The organism is Stenotrophomonas sp. NY11291 (assembly GCF_023277365.1).
Taxonomy (GTDB): Bacteria; Pseudomonadota; Gammaproteobacteria; order Xanthomonadales; family Xanthomonadaceae; genus Stenotrophomonas; species Stenotrophomonas geniculata.
The window spans coordinates 2,629,404-2,649,230 of the sequence record NZ_CP096975.1; the positions used below are offsets into that span (position 1 = coordinate 2,629,404).

Sequence of the window (19,827 nt, forward strand, 5' to 3'; positions counted from 1 at the left end):
ACCCTACTCCGCCGCCAACGCCTGGATCGGGTCGAGCTGTGCGGCACTGCGCGCCGGGAAGTAGCCGAAACCGAGCCCGATGGCAGACGAACATGCCAGCGCGGCGAGCACCGGCCCAGGCGTGAACAGGAACGGCACCCCCAGCGACAGCAGGCTGGACAAGGCGCCCACAGCCAACGCGAACAACACCCCGAGTACCCCGCCGAACAGGCAGATCAACACGGCCTCGATCAGGAACTGGCGCAGGATGTCGCCCTGACGGGCACCCACCGCCAGCCTCACACCGATCTCGCGCACGCGCTCCTTCACCGACACCAGCATGATGTTCATCACCCCCACGCCACCGACCACCAGCGCCACCGCTGCAATGGCCGAAACCAGTGCCGCCATGGTCTGGCTGGACTTCATCACCGCCTTGCGGATCTGGTCGGCGTTGTAGATGAAGAAATCACGCCGGCCGTGCAGGCGTTGCAGCTCCGCACCCAGCGAGGCTTCAGCGGCGGTGGTTGGCACGTCATCCCGCACGCGTACGGTAATGCTCTCCAGCCGCTGGCTGCCAAGCAGACGCGAGGACGCGGAGGTGTACGGCGCATACACCGTCGGCGTCGCTCCGCCGGCGAATGCGTTGGGGCCAACCACGCCGATCACTTCCACCGGCATGCCGCCCAGCAGCACCGTGCCGCCGATCGGATTGCCGCTGAACAATGCCTTGGCCGCCTTCTGGTCGACCACGCCCACCGCGCGATGTGCCTCCACCTCGGCATCGGTGAAGAACCGGCCCGCCTTCAGGCGCAGCCCGCGCACACGTGGTAGATCAGCGCCCACGCCAAGCACCTGCGTGTTGGCGCGCCGGTTGCCCTGCAGTGCGGCCACCGAGCCGCTCAGGTTGGGGCTTACGCTATCCACGTAACTCAACGCGGCCAGGTGATCGGCATCGTCCACCACCAGCGTTTCAATCTCGCCCGAGCGCGGGTCACCGAAGTCCGCGCCCGGGAAGATGTCCAGCGTGCTGGCACCCAGTTCGTTGATCTGTGACTCGACCTGTGCCTGTGCGCCCTTGCCCAACGCAACCACGGCCACCACCGCAGCCACGCCGATGATGATGCCCAGCATGGTCAGCAGGGTGCGCAGCCGGTGGGCCAGCATCGAACGCACCGCCATCCGTGCAGCTTCCCTGATTGCATCCAGGCGCGCGCGGCGCTCGGCGGCCGGTTCTGGACGGCGCTCGGGCACAGCGGCACTGCGTGCAACCGCAGGATCACCCATGCCACGGTCGGATACGACCTGACCGTCTGCGATCTCGATCACGCGTGAAGCGTGCGCGGCAATCGCTGCATCATGGGTCACCAGGATCACGGTATGGCCCTGTGCATGCAGGCGCTTGAGTTCCGTCATCACCTGCCGGCCGCTGGCATGATCCAGCGCGCCGGTCGGCTCATCGGCCAGCACGATGGCGCCGCCATTCATCAGCGAACGCGCAATGGAAACGCGCTGCTGCTGGCCGCCGGACAGCTGGCTGGGCCGATTCGTGGTGCGCTCACCCAGCCCCAGCGTTTCCAGCAGCATGCGGGCACGGGCGGTGCGCGCATCGGCATCCACGCCCGCATAGACCGCCGGCAACGCCACATTCTCCGTGGCGCTCAGGTTCTCCATCAGGTTGTAGCGCTGGAAGATGAAGCCGAAATGCTCGCGGCGCAGGTGCGCCAGTTCATCGGGTGACATCTGCTCGGTTGCCACGCCCTGCACGCGGTAGCTGCCTTCGGTTGGCCGGTCCAGGCAGCCCAGGATGTTCATCAGCGTGGATTTGCCCGAGCCGGACGGGCCGATGATGGCGATGAACTCGCCCGCCTCGATGCGCAGCGACACGTCCTTCAACACCACCACCTCACCGGCGGCCGAGCAGTAGGCGCGCGATACGCCATGCAGTTCCAGCAGCGCGTCGACCATGCTCACATCCCCAGCAGGCTGGTGGGCTCGGCTTCCGCGCCGCTGGGCGCCTGCCCGACCACCACGTTCTCGCCCGCTTCCAGGCCAGACAGGATCTGCACGGCGGTGGCGGTGCGCAGCCCGGTGGTCACTGCGCGCTCGCGGGCACGGCCTTTCGCATCGACCACCTGCACGGTTGCGCGGTTGCTGTTCTTGTCGTCGGACTCGCCCAGCGCTGTCAGCGGCACCTGCAGTGCATTGGCCACGCGTGCCAGTTGGATCGTCACCTTCACCGTCATCGAGGGCTTCAGCATCAAGCCCGGGTTGGCCACGTCGAACAACCCGGCGTAGTACACCGCCTTCGGCGTCTGCGCCGATCCACCGCTGTTGCCACTGGCCACATCGGCAATCGACGACGGCGCAGGCTCAAGCTGTTGCAGGCGCGATTCATAGCGGCGCCCGCTCGGCCCCAGCGTCGAAAACCACAACGGCTGGCCGGGTGCGATCAGTTCCACGTCGGCCTCGGCGATCTCGGCGCGTACGGTCATCGTGTCCATCTGTGCCAGCATCACGATGGTCGGCGTGGTCTGCATCGAGTTCAGCGTCTGCCCGGCATTGGTGACGATGGCCACGATGTAGCCGTCGGACGGTGAGACGATGCGGGTGTAGCCGAGGTTGATACGGGCGGTCTCCACCTGGGTCACCGCCTGGTCGATCTGCGCCTGCAACGCGGCGGCCTCCGCGCGCGCCGCATCGCGCGCCACACGGGCCGCTTCGAAGCCTTCCTGCGAGACCAGCCGCGATGCCACCAGCTGCGACTGGCGCTCGTACGTGCGAAGGGCCTGGCTGTAACGCGCCTGGCTGGCCGCGTGCTGCGCACGCAGTGTGTTGGTGGCTGCTTCGGCGCTGCGCAGGGCGATGCGCTGCGGCTGCGAATCCACTTCGGCAATCAGGTCGCCAGCGTGCACGCGCTGGCCCAGCACCACATGCAGGCGCGTGACCTGGCCCGACACCTGCGCGCCCACCGCCACCAGTTCCTTGGGGTTGACCCGGCCGACTGCCTGCACAGTCTTTTCCAGGTCCGCCACCCTTGCCGGGGCCGTGATCAGCGCGGCATCATCACCTTCGGCGAACAGCCACCCACCGGTGCCGCCTGCAAGAAGTACAACGATTGCGGCAATGATCCAGGTCCTGCGGTTGTTCATCGGAAGGCTCGCATGCACGCAGCCACCGGATGTGACCGCAGAAGCCGCAGTCTGGAAGGTGGTGGTGGATGTTTCTTGGAGCCACTGTGGAGATTGCATGGAGGCCGCACATCCGTTCAGGCACGGGGCCCGCTCCTGAACGGCACGGATCGCGTCCACGAAATCTCGACACAATCTCGACCAAGTCTCCATCAACGGCTCCTAGCCTTGTCGGCCTCGCCGACTGCGCTCCCGCCGTGTCCCTTCCGTTTCCAGACCTGCCTCCCATCGATATCCGCCGCGCCTACCTTGCCTGGTGCGCGCCTTCGCCGTGGCTGCTTGCACTGGTGCTGGCGTCGACCAGTGCCTGGATGCTTGCCAGCGCGAACCCGGCGCCGCCCCTGCTGGCGGGCGCCTGTGCCGCCGCGTTGGTGTGGTTCCGCAGCGAAGGCCCCGGTCATTCGGCGCGCGCGGGCACCCTGGCGTCGGCGTCGCTGATCGGCCTCGCGGCCTGGTCCGCCTCCGCCGCTGACGTGAGCCTCATGCCAGCAGGGATGGCGGCTGTCCTGGTGGCTGCGTTGCTTGCCCTGCGCCTGCGGGCCGTGGTCCGCATGGCCCGTCGCCTGCAGGACCGGGTGGACGCAACGGGCATGCAATCGCGGTGGAGCAAGCTGCCTGCGGCCGTATCGACCCTGCTCGCACAGCACCTGCGCGCCACCACAACACTGGCGCCCGCCCTGCAGCACACGCTGGTGCTGGCCACCCTGGCCTGGGCCGCCCACGAAGAAGCGCAGACCCTGGAACGGCCACGATGACACCGTCGCCGGCGTTTCCCATTCCTTACTTGAAACCGCAGCATGCAATGAAATCCGATGCCCGCACACACCTGGCGCCCCTGGTGCTCATTGCCGAAGATGAAGGCGAAATCGCGGACATTCTCGGCGCCTACCTGGCCCGCTCCGGGCTGCGCAGCGCCCGCGCCGCCGACGGCGAAGCCGCCCTCACCAGCCACCGCCAGCTGCGCCCCGACCTGGTGCTGCTGGACGTGCAGATGCCGAAGATGGACGGCTGGCAGGTGCTGAGCGAGTTGCGCCGGCGCGGCAACACCCCGGTAATCATGCTCACCGCACTGGACCAGGACGTGGACAAGCTCACTGGCCTGCGCGTCGGTGCCGACGACTACGTGGCCAAGCCATTCAATCCCGCCGAGATCGTCGCCCGCATCCAGGCGGTGCTGCGCCGTAGCGCGAAGCCCATTGCAGAAGAGCCCAACGGGCTGATCCGGCAGGGGCCGTTCGAGATCGACCTGCGCAGCCATGAAGTCACCGTGCGCACCGATGACCACGTGCATGCTCTGAGTTTCACGCTCACCGAGTTCCGTCTGCTGGTACACATGGCGCGCGCACCGCGCATGGTGCACAGCCGGCTGGATCTGCTCCAGAGCTGCCTGCCGGAAGGCGATGCGCAGGAGCGCACCGTGGACAGCCACGTCAGCAAGCTGCGCCGCAAGCTGGAGGAAGCAGGCGTCATCGGCATTCCCGCCACCATCCGCGGTGTCGGCTACCGCTTCCTGGACTGAGCCGATGAACCCCAAAGGCAAGAGCATCGGGCGCCAGATCACGCTCTCCATCACGGTCGCGTCGCTGTGTTCGACCGTACTGTCGATCAGTGGTTTCTACCTGTTCTATTACCTGATGGAGGTGTTCTATCCACGCTGGTACGACGAACCGGAAACCATCATGCCGTCAGGCCTGGAATGGCTGTGGATCGGCCTGACCGCCACCGTGGTCGTTGCGCTGGCCACATTGATCGCCTCGCGCCTGACCCGGCGCATCATCACCCCGCTGAACTCGGTCGCCGAAAGCCTGCGTCGCGTCGCCAGCGGTGATCTGGAGGCGCGTGCGCGCGGCGGTGACACCTCGATGACCGAGGCCGCCACGCTGGTCAGCGACTTCAATTCCATGGCCGAGCGATTGAGCCGGATGTCGGAGAACCGCGTGTTCTGGAACGCGGCGATCGCACACGAACTTCGCACGCCGATGACCATCCTGCGCGGCCGCCTGCAGGGCATCGCCGAAGGCGTGTTCGAGCCGGGGCCGGAGCAGTTCAACAGCATGCTCACCCAGCTGGAGGGCCTGACCCGCATCATCGAAGACCTGCGCGTGGTCAGCCTGGCCGAGAGCGGCCACCTCGATCTGCGCCTGCAGCGCAGCGACGTCAGCGTGCAGGTGGCAGCGGTGGTCGAAGCGATGTCGGAGGCGCTGACCGAGAGTGGTTTCTCGGTGACGTTGGACGCACGGTCTTCGCTGGCCGACTGCGACCCGGCGCGCATCCGCCAGGCGGTGCTGGCGCTACTGGAAAACGCACGCCGCCATGCCATTCCCTGCCCGCTGCGAGTACACGTGACGCTGGCCGAAGGCCATTGCACCGTAACCGTTGAGGATGGTGGCCCCGGTGTGCCGGACGACCTTCGCGACAGCATCTTTGAAGCCTTCCAGCGCACCGATGTATCGCGCTCGCGGCAGAGCGGCGGCTCCGGTCTCGGCCTGGCGGTGGTGCGGGCGATTGCCGTGGCCCATCACGGAAAGGCGCGATGCCGGGCGACCGAACGTGGCGGCAGTGCCTTCGAAATACGCTGGCCGGTGCACGCGCGTCGTTGAGAGCGCGGCGTTGCGGCAGACGCTGCCCTGGTAGCGGCCCACCTTGGTGGGCATCGGCACACTGCGGCGCCAACCAAGGTTGGCGACCACCACGACTCTGGTAGTTGCCCACCTTGCTGGGCACCACGCCCTCCGCTGAACGCCGCCGGTTCCTCCACGCAATCTCCATCGTCCCTCCATGCCCGCTCCAAAGGGCTGCAGATACTGGGCGCGACCCGGGAGATGGCAGGCATCGTCCCCTGCCCTGTCCCCGACCCACCCAGGCACCCCATGAAACACCCCCATGATCCAGCGGCCGCCGCCGGCAGCATCGGCCAGCAGAATGCGGCCGCCACCCTGAAGGCCATCCTGCGCACCTACCCCTGGCAGCTCACCGGCACGTTCTCGCTGGTGGCACTGGAGAACTCACTGCTGCTGGCCTATCCCTTGTTCGCCGGCTTCGCGGTGGACGCGATCATCAGCAGCAACATCGGCCATGCCGTCTCCTATGCCGGCGTGGTACTGATGTTCTGGTTGGTCGGTGCCGCCCGTCGAGCGGTCGATACACGCACCTTCACCCGCATCTATGCCGATCTGGCGGTGAACGTGGTGCAGGCGCAGCGTCGGCTGGGCCAGGCCACGTCCACCTCGGCGGCACGCGTGGTGCTGGCCCGCGAGTTCGTCGACTTTTTTGAAAAGCACGTGCCGATCATCGCCACCGCGCTGGCATCGATGTTCGGTGCGGTGGCCATGCTGCTGGCGATCGAGCCGATGGTCGGTGCCGCTGGCCTGGTCACCCTGCTCGGCGCCCTGCTGGTGCTGCCCTCGTTCGCACGCCGCAACGAGCAGCTGCATGGCCGCCTGAACAACCGCCTGGAACACGAAATCCGGCTGGTCGACCGGGTCAGTCCCTCGGTGCTGCGCCGCCACTACACCACGCTGTCGCGCCTGCGCATCCTGTTGTCAGACCGCGAGGCCGGCGCCTACGTGGTGATCGGACTGGCTGCCGCGGCATTGTTCGCGCTGACCATCGGCCGCCTCGCCACCACTGAGGGTGTCACGCCGGGCCACGTCTACGCGGTGATGACCTATCTGTGGACCTTCGTCGGCAGCCTGGACGATGCGCCGTCGATGGTGGACCAGCTTGCACGGCTGAAGGACATCGGCCGGCGAGTCAGTCCCGGGATGGACGACGCGGAGCACAAGGACGCCGCTTGACCGGTAGATGCCACCTTGATGGGCACCGACACATCGCGGGGCCAACCAAGGTTGGCGACTACCGGGAGCGATAGCTACCAATGCGCCGCTCGGCGCTACAGGAACTCCGCCATGCGCTGCAGCTCGTCTTCCAACGCGCCACGAAACACCCTGTCGCGGGCCAGCGACTTGCCGGCATAGCCCACACTTGATGCCAACTCACCCTCGTGCACGCTGAGATTGGCCCAGCCCACCACCTGGTCGTGCCACAACACCGGCAGTGCGTAGTACCCATACTGGCGCTTCGGTGCAGGTGTATACGCCTCGAACTTGTACACCCATCCCCACAGCAGCTCGAAGCGGCGGCGGTCCCACACCACCGGGTCGAACGGCGCCAGCAGGCGCACCTGTTCGTCCGGTGCATGGCGGCGCGAGCGCGGATTCTCGTCCACCGGCCAGTACCAGGTGGTGCACTCCAGCGTGCAGCTGGCCAGTTGTTGCTTGGCCAACGCCAACGCCTGCCGGGTCTGCTCGGCCAGATGTGGGGCGCCATAGCCCAGCAGGCGCACCAGATAGGTCAGGCTGGCCGAGGGCAGCGGCGCGTACTTGCGCACCACCAGATCGATCAGGGCGGCGGCCCGTTCAACCTGCGCCTGCTCGCTGGCGTCCGGCTCGGCGTGCTCGGCCACTGCATAGATGCGGGTGCCACTGTCGCGCCGCTGCACCCGCAGCAGGCCACGGTAGTGCATGCCGTCAAGCAGATGCGTGCTTGCGTTGCTGGTGCCGCCCCAGTAATTGGTCACCCGCCCATGCGCGAACGCCTGGTCCACCTCACGCGGGTGCACGCTGCCGCGCTCGCGCACGAAGGCCAGTACGTCGGCCGCGCGGCGATGGGTCTCGGCGTCCCATTCGCGCTTGGACACGCGCGGGTGCATCAGTGCCAGATGCTCGCGCGGCAGGAAGCCGTAGTTCACCAGGCAATCCTCTTCCACCGGCAGGCGCGTGTAGCGCCGCTCAAGATCGCCTGCGCGGTAGTCCTTCACCCGGTGGCGCAGGGTCAGGTCCTGTGCGCGCGCCGGTGCCCTGATCGGGTCGGCCTGCACGAAGCCCAGCCGTCGTATCGCGGTCAGCAGCGTAGTCGGCTTGAACAGGGTGCGCGCCACCGCGTAGCGGCGAAGATCATCGAGAGTAGGCGTGGCAGGCATGGCCGCATTGTATTCTCGACACCACGCGATCCGTCCAGTAGAGCCAGGCCATGCCTGGCTGGCGTCAGGGTGAAAGGCCAGGATCGTTCACGCATGGCGTGCATCTACCGAAGCCGCGATACCTCCAGCGAACCGATCACCAGCGCCCGCATGCCCTGCTTGAACTCGGTGATCACCTGTCCTTCCTCGTCGTCCGCAATCGCATAGATCGTATCGGCGCCGGCGATGCAATAGAACGCGATCGTGGCCAGCAGCCAGCGCGCCTTGTCCACCGGCAGGCCGAACACATCAGCCACGTGTGCCTGGTGCGAGGCGATCTTTTCCAGCATCGGCGCGGTCGCCACCGTGCGCCGCAACAGGTACGGTGGCAGCCCGGGATGCGCCTTCACCACCTCGCACAGTGACTCCACGAACCGCATCAGGTAGGCCTCCAGCCCACCCGGTGCGTCGACCGACGCGCGCGGAATCTGCCAGCGCTGGAACACCGCCTCGGCCACCAGGCGTTTCAACGCCTCCAGGTTGGCCACGCGCTTGTACAGCGCCGCCTGGGTCACCGCCAGTTCGGCGGCCACGTTGGCCATGGTCAGGTTGGGTAGGCCCAGGCGGATGCCGATGTCGGCCAGGCGCTCCGGGGTGATGGTGGGCGGGCGGCCACGGGGCGGCGCCGTTGGATCGGAGTGAGGGCTCATACGGTGCGTGCTCATACCCTGCTGAGGGTGCCAGCAAAGGGACCCTCTTGTCCGCTTCGATTGATTTAGTTTAATTTACTCAACTAATTCGGAATGCGTCCAGCACGCTGCCCGTAGTCGAGCCCATGGCTCACCTTCCGCCAGGTCCCCACCCAGCCAACAACCCTGCGCTGCGCCCTCTCCCCGTGCTTGCCGTCGGCAGCGCGCCAGGCGCGCTCGCGCCTGCGATTCACAGGAATCTGGCATGACCGTGTACAACTTCTCTTCTCTGCAGCATCGCGCTGCCGCCGCATCTTCCGGCCCGATGCATCCACCAGGCATCGCCCGGCGCTACCGGATGTCGGCCCTCGCGCTAGGGCTGCTGGCCTCGTTTGCCGCGCTGGCCGACTCCGCGCCGTCCACCCTGCCCTCGGTGCAGGTGCAGGAACAGCGCCGGGTCACTGCAGACTATGCGGGCGGGCAAGTGGCCGCTGGCAGCCGCGTCGGCCTGCTCGGCGACAAGGACTTCATGGACACGCCGTTCAATACGGTCAGCTACACCGAGTCCTTCATCCGCGACCGCCAGGCCAAGGACCTCACCGACGTCATCGCCGCCACCGACCCCACGGTGTTCAGCAACGGCGTCACCGGTTCGTGGAGCGAGAACTACGCGATCCGAGGCTTTGCCTCCAACACCAGCGACACCACCTTCAATGGCCTCAGCGGCATGGCGCCGTACTACCGCACTTCGCCGGAAATGTTCGAACGCATCGAGGTGCTGAAAGGCCCCTCCGCGCTGCTCAACGGCATGCCGCCGGGCGGCTCGGTCGGTGGCAGCGTCAACCTGGTCCCCAAGCGTGCCGGCGATCAACCGCTGCTGCGGGTCAGTGCCAACTTCGCCTCCGATGCGCAGTTTGGCGCCCATGTGGATGCGGGGCGTCGCCTGGGCGCGGACAAGCAGTTCGGCATCCGCTTCAACGGCGCGTACCGTGATGGTGATGGCGCGGTCGGCAAGCAGAGCAAGAAGGTGCAGCTCGGCGCACTGGCAGTGGACTGGCGCGGCGAACGTGCGCGGCTGTCGGCCGATCTGTACAGCGCCGATGACCGCGTGGACGGCCCGGCACGCGGCGTCGGTCTGGCACCGGGCGTGGCCATTCCGCGGCCGCCGCGTGGCGATACGCTGATCAACCCGGACTGGGCCTACGTGGACAGCCAGGACAAGGGCGCGATGCTGCGGGGCGAGCTGGACATCAATGACACCCTGATGGCCTACCTGGCCTACGGCACCAGCAAGACCGACTACCGCTACAATGGTTCGATCAGCGCGCAGATCCTCAATCCAGCCGGCGACTTCACCACAGTGATCGGCCAGCTCGCCTTCGATATCAAGAAGCAGTCCGCAGATGCCGGCCTGCGCGGCTCGTTCCACACCGGCAGCATCGGCCATCAGTGGGCCGCCAACGTGACCCACTACCAGCACACCCAGAACGATTACGGGCGCCGCAGCGTGCCGGGCTGGGACTGGACCACCAATCTGTACAACCCGGCATGGGGCCCGGCGGCACCGTTCGTAGCGCCGCACATCTCGCACACCGAGCTGCGGCTGGACAGCCTCGGTTTCGCCGACACCCTCGCCTTCGCCGATGACCGCGTGCAGCTGACCCTGGGCGTGCGCCGCCAGCAGGTGGTCAGTGAGACCTTCAATGTCGCCAGCGGTGCGCGCACCTCGCGCTACGACGAGAGCGCCAACACGCCGGCAGCGGCGCTGCTGGTGAAGGCCACCGGAAGGGTCTCCATCTACACCAACTACATCGAAGGCCTCAGCCAGGGCGCCACCGCGCCGATGACCGCTGCCAATGCCGGTGATGTGTTCGCACCGTTCCGCACCAGGCAGAAGGAGCTGGGCCTGAAGCTGGACCTGGGCAGCTTCGCGCACACCTTCAGTGTGTATGAAATCAAGCGGCCCAGCAGCTACACCGACCCGGTCACGAATATCTTCTCGTTCGGTGGCGAGCAACGAAATCGCGGCGTGGAATGGGGCTTCTTCGGCACGCCACTGGATGGCGTGCGCCTGCTCGGTGGCGTGGCCTACGTGCAGCCGAAACTGACCCGCACGGCCGGTGGCGTGAATGAGGGACGCATCGCCACCGCCGTAGCGCAACGGCAGGCCAAGCTGGGGGTGGAATGGGATGTACCGACCTTGCAGGGCCTGACCTTGACCGGCAATGCCACGGCGATGTCGAAGCAGTACATCAGTGCCGACAACAGCCTGTCGGTGCCGGGCCGCACGTTGTTCGATGTCGGGGCGCGCTACAGCACCACCGTGGCGGGTCGACCGCTTGCGCTGAGAGCCAGTGTGAACAACGTGACCAACAAGGCGTATTGGGGCATGCCGTTGCTTTCCAGTCTAGCGCTGGGAGCGCCGAGAACGGCGCTGGTGTCGGCGACGATGGACTTCTGAGGCAGGCGCCTCCACGCCAGACATGCATCACCTGTGGAGTCGAGCCTGCTCGGCTCGCTTTGCCGGTCACGCATGGCGTGGATTTCCCAGAACGTGTAGAGCTGAGCCATGCTCGGCTCCGGCTCGCCCGCTGAGTCGGGCATGGCTCGACTCTACACACGCCGATGGCGGCATGCTTCACCCCCACCTGCGACGCGCATTCCTTGACCGCATCCGGCATTCAAGACACTCGACATGCCAGTTCCGAAATTACACAAGCAGATGGGCAACCAACGCCAGCACCGCCAGATGCCCCACGTAATACCCGTAGAACGCCCACCGCCAGCGCGGCAGCTGCCACGGCACCCGCGCCGCCAGCAGCACTACCGGAATGGCCAGCAGTGCCCAGCCGTTGTGGTTGGCCCAGCACACCGCTGCAAGCGCAACCAGCAACAGCCACCACGCCCGGTGCCGGAACGCGATCCAGGCCAGCAGCACGCTGCCAACCCCGGCCCACTGATAGTCCACGAACATCGGCAGCACGCCGGCAGCCAGTAACAGCTGCACCGGCCGATTGTTCGCCAGCGCATGTACGGCTACTGCTGCAACTGTAAAGGTGAGCAGGATGTTGAGCGGCAGCCAGAAACCGAACGCCAGTGCATGCAATGGCTGCGCGATCAAGCCCCATAGTGCCAATCGGCGCATCGACTTGCGCAGGTCGGCCTCCGGCTGGGCGAGATTGCAGGCCATCACCAGCGCGAACAGCGGGAAGGCGATGCGCCCCAGTTCGCTGACCACCGGCACGTAGCCGCCGAAGACCACCTTGGCCACGTGGTCACCCGTCATGGCCAGCAGTGCGATCCACTTCAGCAGCTCGCGCGCGCCGCTGCTGAGGGTGAAGAAGGTTGACGTCCCGGTCGTGGTCGCTTGCATCGCGGAAGCTTATGCGCATCGGCCAGCGCATTTCCAGCGCCGCGCAGGAGCACGACGCTGCAGGCAGCAGGCGGGGGCGCTATGCTGGCCGCCCCTGCTTGTGAGACGTCCGCCGTGCGAACCCTATACCCCGCCATCGAGCCGTACCGCGAGTTCACCCTGAAGGTGAGCGATCTGCACACGCTGCACATCGAAGAGTGCGGCACGCCAGAGGGCATTCCGGTGGTGTACCTGCACGGCGGCCCGGGTGCTGGCATCTCGCCCACCCACCGCCGCTTCTTCGATCCGGCGCGGTACCGCATCGTGCTGATCGACCAGCGCGGCAGCGGCCGCTCCACACCGTTCGGCGAACTGCGCGACAACACCACGCAGGATCTGGTGGCCGATATCGAGAAGGTGCGTGAGCACCTGGGCATCGAGCGTTGGCTGGTCTACGGCGGCTCATGGGGTTCGACGCTGTCGCTGGCCTATGCGCAGGCGCATCCCGAACGCGCCACCGGCCTGATCGTGCGTGGCGTGTTCCTCGGCCGCGAGATGGAGAACCGCTGGTTCGCCGAGGCCAACGGCGGTGCGCGCTGGATCTTCCCGGAACGCTGGGAACGCTATGAGGCCTACATCCCGGAAGCCGAGCGTGGCGACATGATCGCGGCCTACTGGACGCGCATGGATGGCCCGGATGAAGCGACCCGCATCGAAGCCGCGCAGGCTTGGCTGGGCTGGGAAGACAACGCCGCCACCCTGCAGCACGACGTGGATGCGCAATCCACCGACGACCCGCTGGAAACATTGGCAAAGGCCCGCATTGAAGCGCATTACTTCCGCAACAGCATCTTCCTGGAGCCGGACCAGCTGCTGCGCGATATCGATCGCATCCGCCACCTGCCCTGCGTGATCGTGCAGGGGCGCTACGACATCATCTGCCCGCCGCGCAGTGCGTGGGATCTGGCCAAGGCCTGGCCGGAAGCCCGGCTGGAGATGGTGACCTCCGGCCACAGCGCGAACGAGCCGGCCACGGTGGATGCGCTTGTGCGGGCGACGGACGCCTTTGCCGACCGTTTCTGAGCAGATGGTGGTGCCGGCCGCTGGCCGGCATCCCACCGTTCGAGGGTAGCGTCGACTCCGCGCAATCGCTGCTGCGCGGCCAGGTGAATGGCGACCCACCGGCAACGGTCCACGGCCCCATTCTTCGCAGCCCGCTTACAGCTCCGCGCAGAAGATCCGGCGGTGACCACCGCACCGGTGGTTCGCCCTTTCCCCAGGAGCACGCCATGACCGGTTATCGCTGCCTTCCCATCGCTCTCTCGCTATCTGCGGGCCTGCTGCTGGGCGCCTGTACCAATCCGCAGGAGGCCAGCAAGGCCACCGCCGCCGAGGACGTGACAGAAGTAAGGCTCATCCCTGCCTACGAATCGCTGGACAAGGACAAGGACGGCATCGTCACGCTGGCCGAGGTGGATGCCGTGGCACCGGACTGGGCCGAACGACTGCACGCCTGCGACACCGACCGCAACAAGACGCTGAGCCGTGGCGAGTACGACGTGTGCAAGCAGACCAGCGCTTCGCATTGATCCATCATTGAGCCCTCGACTGACGCTGCGCATGCCGGCTATACCAAGGTATAGCCGGGCTAACCCACGAGCCTCTAGGCCCGTCCCATTCAGGGGCGGACAATAGCGCCACTGGCCAGGGCAATCCTGGCCGGCACCCTCCCCTCATGGAGACGCAGATGGACCCCGACCCTGCCGGGCGCACCGCGCCCCGGATGACCGCTTGTTGCCTGTTCCTGGCGCCTGCCCGCCGGTCCCTGCCTGCCTGAGTGACGGGGGACCGCCAGGCGCCGCTTGCCTGGAGATCGCCCCATGTCCTACAAGATCCTCTACATCACCCTGCGCCGCCTGATCGGCGAGCGCGATGTTGCCGCGCTGCGCAGCCAGCTGCTGCAGCACGGCCCCGTGATGTTTGCCCGTTCGCTGTCACTCGGTTCGCCACGCGTGGTGGCCGACGCCTTGTCGCTGCTGCCGATCAGCGAGCGCATCACCGTGCTGCGTCATCTGCCCTATCCGCTGCGTGATGCGATGAAGCCGCTGTGCATCGGCGGCAGCCAGCGCCTGCACATGCAGCCGTGGTCGCCGGCGGTGCTGGCGATGCGCCACGCCTGATCGGTTGCATCCGTTCCGTTCGTGTTCCGGCCCCGGCCGGCTCTGACATTCGAGGAGAGTCCCATGAGCCTGCTCAACGCCTGGTTCAATGCCTTCCTGCGCAGCCGTCGCGCAGGCAACCTGTTCCGTCGCCGTGCGATGCCCGAAGCCGGGTTTGGCCCGGGCAGCGCCGACGCGGCACCGTTCGCGCTCACCACCGGCCTGGTCACCCTGGCCCAGCAGGAGGAAGCCGAGCTGCTGGCCACGCTGGGGTCGCATGCCGATGGCCTCAGCCCGCATGAGGCCGAGGAACGGCTGGCGACGCTCGGCCCCAACGAGGTGGATCACGAAAAGCCGCTGCCGTGGTGGCGGCACCTTTGGCAGTGCTACCGCAATCCGTTCAACCTGCTGCTGACCGTGCTGGCGGCGGTGTCCTGGCTGACCGAGGACATCAAGGCCACCATGGTGATCGGTGCGATGGTGCTGCTGTCCACGCTGATCCGCTTCGTGCAGGAGGGCCGCTCGAACCGTGCAGCCGAGCGGCTGAAGGCGTTGGTCGGCAATACCGCGCGCGTGCTGCGCCGCAATCCCGGTACCGAGGCCGCCGATGTGGCCGACCAGTACTTCGGTGCGCACCTGCACAGCCGGCGCCCGGCGCGCCTGCTGGACCTGCCGATCCGCGAACTGGTGCCCGGCGACCACATCGTGCTGTCGGCCGGCGACATGATTCCGGCCGACTGCCGCGTGCTGACTGCCAAGGACCTGTTCGTGGCACAGGCCGCGATGACCGGCGAGTCGCTGCCGGTGGAGAAGTTCGCGCACCCGGGCGACGGCCTGGCTGGCCTGCTGGAACAGCACAACCTGCTGTTCATGGGCACCAATGTGGTGTCCGGCACTGCCACCGCCGTTGTGCTGGCCACCGGCAACCGCACCTATTTCGGCACGCTGGCCCTGCGCAGCACCGCCACTGACCGCGCGCCGACCGCATTCCAGGCCGGCGTCAACAGTGTCAGCTGGCTGCTGATCCGCTTCGCGCTGGTGATGGTGCCGTTCGTGCTGCTGATCAACGGCTGGACCAAGGGCGACTGGACCGAGGCGTTCCTGTTCGCACTGTCGGTGGCAGTGGGCCTGACGCCGGAAATGCTGCCGATGATCGTTACCTCCACCCTGGCCAAGGGTGCGGTGCTGCTGTCGCGGCGCAAGGTGATCGTCAAGCGCCTGGATGCAATCCAGAACTTCGGCGCGATGGAAGTGCTGTGCACCGACAAGACCGGCACCCTCACCCAGGACAGGATCGCGCTGGAGCGTCATACCGATGTGTTCGGCCACGATTCGGAAGACGTGCTGAAGTTCGCCTATCTCAACAGCCACTTCCAGACCGGGCTGATCAACCTGCTGGACCGTGCGGTGCTGGAGCACGTGGAGCTGCAAAGCTCGCTGCGGCTGTCGCAGGACTACCACAAGGTGGATGAGATCCCGTTCGACTTCGAGCGCCGCCGCATGTCGGTGGTGGTGTCCGAGCGCGAGGACCATCATGAGCTGATCTGCAAGGGCGCGGTGGAAGAAATGCTGGCGGTGTGCAGCACCGTGCGCGAGAACGGCCAGGACATGCCGCTGGATGAACATCGCCTGGCCCGCGTGCGGCAGACCACCGAAGAGCTGAACGAACAGGGCCTGCGCGTGGTGGCGGTGGCGATGAAAGAGACCGCCGCCAGCCAGACCACCTATTCGCAGGCCGACGAATGTGGCCTGACCCTGGTCGGCTACGTCGCCTTCCTGGACCCGCCGAAGGAATCGGCAGCGCAGGCGCTGCAGGCGCTGGCCGCGCATGGCGTGGAGGTCAAGGTGTTCACCGGCGACAACGAACTGGTGACCGCCCGCGTCTGCGCGCAGGTGGGGCTGGACGCCGACACCATCCTGACCGGCCCGCAGATCGAGCGCATGGATGATGGCGCATTGTCACGGGCACTGCACCACCACCGCGTGTTCGCCCGGCTGACGCCGCTGCACAAGGAACGGCTGGTACGCGAGCTGCGCGCCCAGGGCAAGGTGGTCGGCTTCCTCGGTGACGGCATCAACGATGCCCCGGCACTGCGTGCGGCCGATATCGGCATCAGCGTGGACAGTGCCGTGGACATCGCCAAGGAGGCGGCTGACATCATCCTGCTGGAAAAGAACCTGATGGTGCTGGAGGAAGGTGTCATCCAGGGCCGGCGCACGTTCAACAACATGCTGAAGTACATCCGCATGACCGCCAGTTCCAACTTCGGCAATGTGTTCTCGGTGCTGGTGGCCTCCGCCTTCCTGCCGTTCCTGCCGATGCTGCCGCTGCAGCTGCTGGTGCAGAACCTGCTGTACGACATCTCGCAGATCGCCATTCCGTTCGACAACGTGGACGAGGAACTGGTACGCAGGCCGCTGAAGTGGAACCCGGCGGACATCGGCCGCTTCATGGTGTTCTTCGGGCCGATCAGCTCGATCTTCGACCTGACCTGCTTCGCGCTGATGTGGTACGTGTTCGATGCGCGCACCGCCGGCGACCAGAGCCTGTTCCAGTCCGGCTGGTTCGTGGTCGGCCTGCTGACCCAGACCCTGATCGTGCACATGATCCGCACGCCGAAGGTACCGTTCCTGCAGAGCATCGCCGCGCCGCCACTGCTGCTGATGACCGGCCTGATCATGTCCATCGGCGTGGCCCTGCCGATGAGCCCGTTGGCCGGTTACTTCAAGCTGCAGGCGCTGCCGGCTGGCTACTGGCCGTTCCTGGTGGCGATCCTGTTCGGCTATGCGGTGCTGACCACCGCGCTGAAGAAGTTCTACATCCGCCGGTACGGCTGGCAGTAAACGCCCGCCGCTTGTCCAGGGAGAAACACAATGGACATCAATCCCAACCTGCCGGCCTTCAACGCCGGCGCGACCTTGAGCTCGCTGATCAGCCTGTCGGTGGCGTTCGTGCTGGGCACGATCATCGGCCTGGAGCGGCAGCTGCGCCAACGCACCGCCGGCCTGCGCACCAATACGCTGGTAGCGGTGGGCGCGGCAGTGTTCGTCGATCTGGCGGTGCGCTTCCATGACCTGTACGGCGGTCCACCCTCGCCGCTGCATGTGGTGGCCTATGTGATCTCCGGCGTCGGCTTCCTCGGCGCCGGTGCGATCATAAAGGACGGCGCCCAGGTGTCCGGCCTGAACACCGCCGCCACCCTGTGGGGCTCGGCGGCGGTAGGTGCGTGTGCCGGTATCAAGCTGCTGCCCGAGGCGGTGCTGGCGGCAGTGTTCGTGCTGGCCGCAAACACCCTGCTGCGGCCGGTGGTGAACCGCATCCAGCGGCAGCCGCTGCCGGAAGCGTTCAGCGAGGCGACCTATGCGATCAACGTGGTCTGCCAGCGCGAGCAGCAGGCCGAGGTACTGGACCGGTTGTTGCTGCTGCTTGAGCAGGCGCAGTACCCGGTGCGCGCGGTGGACCAGCGGCCATTCGGCGAGCGTGACGTGGAGATCGAAGCGGTGCTGTATGCCACCACGGTGCATGCCGGTGAGCTCGATGCCGTGCTGGCCACGCTGGCGACCACGCCCGGCGTACTGCAGGGGTTCTGGAACGCCAGCCTGGAGGAGTAGTGCCGGCCGCTGATGGACGCATCCCGCCGGGCATGGCCCGGCGCTACCGTGCACCGCCTTGGTAGGTGCCGACCGTGGTCGGCACAATCCGTCAGGCACCATGACCGCGCACAACCCATGCCGACCAAGGTCGGCATCTACCGAACAGCGCTTTGCTATCCTTTCCACCCACGCCAGGGAGCCATCCCGATGCCATCGCTGTCGCCCCGCCGCCCCCTGGTCGTGCTGGCCCTGATCATCGTGATGGCGGCCATCTTCCTGGTCGATACGGTTACCGACTACGCCGTTGCCGCCGCCTGCTTCTACGCTGCCGTCATCCTGGCGGCGTCACGGCGCCTGCCCGCACGCGGTCTCATCCTGCTTGCCGCGGTCTGCATCGCGTTGACCGGCCTCAGTTTCTTCCTGACCCGCTTCGGCACCTACCGCATCGGCCTGGTCAATTCAGCGATCGGCATGCTGGTGATCGGCATCACCACGTATCTGGCATTGAAGATGGAAGCGGCCAAGGCCGCGGTGCAGGATGCGCAGGCCCGCCTGCTGCGGGTTGCCCGCGCCTCCACCGTCGGCGAGCTGACCACCTCCATCGCGCATGAAGTGAACCAGCCGCTGGCGGCCATCGCCAGTAGTGCCGAAGCCTGCCAGCGTTGGCTGGCGCAGGATCCGCCGAACGTGGACAAGGCCCGGCAGACCGTGGCCCGCATCCTGGCCGACGCGCACCGTGCCGGTGACGTGATCGCCCGCATCCGCGGACTTACCCAAGGCGCCGCTCCGGAACGGCACGCCTTCGACCTGAACCACGCGGTGGAGGAAATGCTGGCGCTGTCACGCAGTGAACTGGACCAGCACGGCGTGGCCGTGGCCCTGCTGCTGGATGCCGACCTGCCCCCGGTGCAGGCCGATCGTGTGCAGGTGCAGCAGGTGATCGGCAACCTGATTCTCAATGCGGTGGACGCAATGGAAACCGTGCCTCCCGCCGACCGACGCCTGTCGCTGCTGACCCGACGTGACGGTCAGCGGGTCAGTCTCAGCGTGCGCGACCGCGGCGTCGGCCTGCCCGCCGATCATCCCGAGCGTGTATTCGATGCCTTCTGGACCACCAAGTCACACGGGCTGGGACTGGGCCTCAGCCTGAGCCGTTCGATGATCGAGGCCAACGATGGCCAGATCCGCGCCGAACGACCAGCAGGCGGCGGTGCCTGCTTCGTCTTCGACCTGCCCATCGCCACGGACGTTCAACATGCGTAAGCCCGTTGCCCCTGCCATCGACCCAGCACCCATCGTCTATGTAGTCGACGACGATCCGTCGGTGCGCGCCGCACTGGAAGACCTGCTGGCCTCAATGGGCCTGCAGGTGCGGGCGTTCACTTCCACCCAGGCCTTCCTCGAACACGAACTGGAAGATGCGCCGGCCTGCCTGGTGCTGGACGTGCGCATGCCCGGCCAGAGTGGGCTTGAATTCCATCGCACGATGGGCAGTCACGGTCTGCAGCTGCCGGTGGTGTTCATCACCGGCCACGGCGACATTGCGATGGGCGTCAACGCGATCAAGGACGGCGCCATCGAGTTCCTGACCAAGCCCTTCCGCGACCAGGAACTGCTGGATGCCATCCACAAGGGCATCGAGATCGACCGCCAGCGGCGCCGCGACGGCGACGTGCTCGGCGCGCTCCAGCAACGCTGGGATTCGCTGAACGCGGGCGAGCGCGAGGTGGTCGATGGCGTGGTACGCGGCCGCCTCAACAAGCAGATCGCCGGCGACCTCGGCGTCAGCGAGATCACGGTGAAGGTGCGCCGTGCGCAGGTGATGCGCAAGATGGGCGCACGCACCCTGGTCGACCTGGTGCGGATGTATGACCGCCTGCAGGCCGGCAGCGCTTGACTCCGG

General features: G+C 66.7%; 17 protein-coding genes. 12 read left to right on the forward strand and 5 right to left on the reverse strand.

Going from position 1 to position 19,827, the window contains the following annotated elements; all coding sequences use genetic code 11:
- Positions 1-3: 3 nt before the first annotated feature.
- Together M1L61_RS12305 and M1L61_RS12310 are read right to left on the reverse strand one after the other, a co-directional pair.
- Positions 4-1,947, reverse strand: coding sequence for a MacB family efflux pump subunit (locus M1L61_RS12305; RefSeq protein WP_248853534.1), 1,944 nt, complete (start codon positions 1,945-1,947; stop codon positions 4-6).
- Positions 1,948-1,949: 2 nt separating this feature from the next.
- Complete coding sequence (locus M1L61_RS12310; RefSeq protein WP_248853535.1) at positions 1,950-3,131, reverse strand: efflux RND transporter periplasmic adaptor subunit; 1,182 nt, start codon at positions 3,129-3,131, stop codon at positions 1,950-1,952.
- A 236-nt stretch (positions 3,132-3,367) separates the two neighbouring features.
- Here M1L61_RS12310 and M1L61_RS12315 point away from each other — a divergent pair, with 236 nt between their 5' ends.
- The 4 genes from M1L61_RS12315 to M1L61_RS12330 all read left to right on the forward strand — a co-directional run bounded on the left by M1L61_RS12315 (position 3,368) and on the right by M1L61_RS12330 (position 6,967).
- Positions 3,368-3,925, forward strand: coding sequence for a hypothetical protein (locus M1L61_RS12315; protein WP_248853536.1), 558 nt, complete (start codon positions 3,368-3,370; stop codon positions 3,923-3,925).
- 47 nt (positions 3,926-3,972) lie between these two features.
- On the forward strand, positions 3,973-4,689 hold the full coding sequence (locus M1L61_RS12320) for a response regulator (RefSeq protein ID WP_248853537.1): 717 nt from the start codon (positions 3,973-3,975) through the stop codon (positions 4,687-4,689).
- A gap of 4 nt (positions 4,690-4,693) precedes the next feature.
- The gene (locus M1L61_RS12325; protein ID WP_049455161.1) at positions 4,694-5,770 is read left to right on the forward strand and encodes an ATP-binding protein; all 1,077 of its coding nucleotides are present in this window, start codon (positions 4,694-4,696) and stop codon (positions 5,768-5,770) included.
- Between the two features lie 270 nt (positions 5,771-6,040).
- The gene (locus M1L61_RS12330) at positions 6,041-6,967 is read left to right on the forward strand and encodes an ABC transporter six-transmembrane domain-containing protein (RefSeq protein WP_248853538.1); all 927 of its coding nucleotides are present in this window, start codon (positions 6,041-6,043) and stop codon (positions 6,965-6,967) included.
- 95 nt (positions 6,968-7,062) lie between these two features.
- On the opposite strand, the gene M1L61_RS12335 is transcribed toward M1L61_RS12330, so the two are convergent.
- Together M1L61_RS12335 and M1L61_RS12340 are read right to left on the reverse strand one after the other, a co-directional pair.
- Positions 7,063-8,151 (reverse strand): crosslink repair DNA glycosylase YcaQ family protein, encoded by a 1,089-nt coding sequence (locus tag M1L61_RS12335; RefSeq protein WP_248853539.1) that lies wholly within the window; start codon positions 8,149-8,151, stop codon positions 7,063-7,065.
- 104 nt (positions 8,152-8,255) lie between these two features.
- On the reverse strand, positions 8,256-8,840 hold the full coding sequence (locus M1L61_RS12340; RefSeq protein ID WP_100445843.1) for a TetR/AcrR family transcriptional regulator: 585 nt from the start codon (positions 8,838-8,840) through the stop codon (positions 8,256-8,258).
- Positions 8,841-9,084: 244 nt separating this feature from the next.
- Between M1L61_RS12340 and M1L61_RS12345 the strand changes: the two genes are divergently transcribed.
- Positions 9,085-11,280 carry a TonB-dependent siderophore receptor gene (locus M1L61_RS12345; protein WP_248853540.1) on the forward strand — a complete coding sequence of 732 codons (2,196 nt, stop codon included), beginning with the start codon at positions 9,085-9,087 and terminating at the stop codon, positions 11,278-11,280.
- 249 nt (positions 11,281-11,529) lie between these two features.
- Here the strand turns inward: M1L61_RS12345 and M1L61_RS12350 are convergent, their stop codons facing one another.
- Complete coding sequence (locus M1L61_RS12350) at positions 11,530-12,192, reverse strand: TraX family protein (RefSeq protein ID WP_248853541.1); 663 nt, start codon at positions 12,190-12,192, stop codon at positions 11,530-11,532.
- Between the two features lie 114 nt (positions 12,193-12,306).
- Here M1L61_RS12350 and pip point away from each other — a divergent pair, with 114 nt between their 5' ends.
- From pip to M1L61_RS12385, 7 genes are all read left to right on the forward strand, one after another.
- A complete protein-coding gene (gene pip / locus M1L61_RS12355) occupies positions 12,307-13,254 on the forward strand; it encodes a prolyl aminopeptidase (RefSeq protein ID WP_248853542.1) in 948 nt (315 codons plus the stop codon).
- Between the two features lie 206 nt (positions 13,255-13,460).
- Entirely contained in the window at positions 13,461-13,760 is a 300-nt protein-coding gene (locus tag M1L61_RS12360) for a hypothetical protein (RefSeq protein ID WP_010485475.1), read from the forward strand.
- A 291-nt stretch (positions 13,761-14,051) separates the two neighbouring features.
- Positions 14,052-14,351, forward strand: coding sequence for a hypothetical protein (locus M1L61_RS12365; RefSeq protein WP_005413574.1), 300 nt, complete (start codon positions 14,052-14,054; stop codon positions 14,349-14,351).
- A 63-nt stretch (positions 14,352-14,414) separates the two neighbouring features.
- Positions 14,415-17,174: a magnesium-translocating P-type ATPase gene (gene mgtA / locus M1L61_RS12370; protein ID WP_100445851.1), complete on the forward strand. Its 2,760-nt coding sequence runs from the start codon at positions 14,415-14,417 to the stop codon at positions 17,172-17,174.
- Positions 17,175-17,204: 30 nt separating this feature from the next.
- Complete coding sequence (locus tag M1L61_RS12375; RefSeq protein ID WP_248853543.1) at positions 17,205-17,942, forward strand: MgtC/SapB family protein; 738 nt, start codon at positions 17,205-17,207, stop codon at positions 17,940-17,942.
- 189 nt (positions 17,943-18,131) lie between these two features.
- On the forward strand, positions 18,132-19,187 hold the full coding sequence (locus tag M1L61_RS12380) for an ATP-binding protein (RefSeq protein ID WP_248853544.1): 1,056 nt from the start codon (positions 18,132-18,134) through the stop codon (positions 19,185-19,187).
- A complete protein-coding gene (locus tag M1L61_RS12385) occupies positions 19,180-19,821 on the forward strand; it encodes a response regulator transcription factor (RefSeq protein WP_248853545.1) in 642 nt (213 codons plus the stop codon). Before M1L61_RS12380 ends, M1L61_RS12385 begins: the two co-directional genes overlap by 8 nt.
- Positions 19,822-19,827: the final 6 nt, after the last annotated feature.

Coding starts and splice junctions, on each gene's coding strand:
- M1L61_RS12310 (WP_248853535.1), bottom strand. CDS start 3,131: ATGAACAACCGCAGGACCTGGATCATTGCCGCAATCGTTGTACTTCTT.
- M1L61_RS12330 (WP_248853538.1), top strand. CDS start 6,041: ATGAAACACCCCCATGATCCAGCGGCCGCCGCCGGCAGCATCGGCCAG.
- M1L61_RS12320 (WP_248853537.1), top strand. CDS start 3,973: ATGAAATCCGATGCCCGCACACACCTGGCGCCCCTGGTGCTCATTGCC.
- M1L61_RS12375 (WP_248853543.1), top strand. CDS start 17,205: ATGGACATCAATCCCAACCTGCCGGCCTTCAACGCCGGCGCGACCTTG.
- M1L61_RS12340 (WP_100445843.1), bottom strand. CDS start 8,840: ATGAGCCCTCACTCCGATCCAACGGCGCCGCCCCGTGGCCGCCCGCCC.
- M1L61_RS12325 (WP_049455161.1), top strand. CDS start 4,694: ATGAACCCCAAAGGCAAGAGCATCGGGCGCCAGATCACGCTCTCCATC.
- M1L61_RS12350 (WP_248853541.1), bottom strand. CDS start 12,192: ATGCAAGCGACCACGACCGGGACGTCAACCTTCTTCACCCTCAGCAGC.
- M1L61_RS12345 (WP_248853540.1), top strand. CDS start 9,085: ATGACCGTGTACAACTTCTCTTCTCTGCAGCATCGCGCTGCCGCCGCA.
- M1L61_RS12365 (WP_005413574.1), top strand. CDS start 14,052: ATGTCCTACAAGATCCTCTACATCACCCTGCGCCGCCTGATCGGCGAG.
- M1L61_RS12385 (WP_248853545.1), top strand. CDS start 19,180: ATGCGTAAGCCCGTTGCCCCTGCCATCGACCCAGCACCCATCGTCTAT.
- M1L61_RS12335 (WP_248853539.1), bottom strand. CDS start 8,151: ATGCCTGCCACGCCTACTCTCGATGATCTTCGCCGCTACGCGGTGGCG.
- M1L61_RS12305 (WP_248853534.1), bottom strand. CDS start 1,947: ATGGTCGACGCGCTGCTGGAACTGCATGGCGTATCGCGCGCCTACTGC.
- M1L61_RS12380 (WP_248853544.1), top strand. CDS start 18,132: ATGCCATCGCTGTCGCCCCGCCGCCCCCTGGTCGTGCTGGCCCTGATC.
- M1L61_RS12360 (WP_010485475.1), top strand. CDS start 13,461: ATGACCGGTTATCGCTGCCTTCCCATCGCTCTCTCGCTATCTGCGGGC.
- mgtA (WP_100445851.1), top strand. CDS start 14,415: ATGAGCCTGCTCAACGCCTGGTTCAATGCCTTCCTGCGCAGCCGTCGC.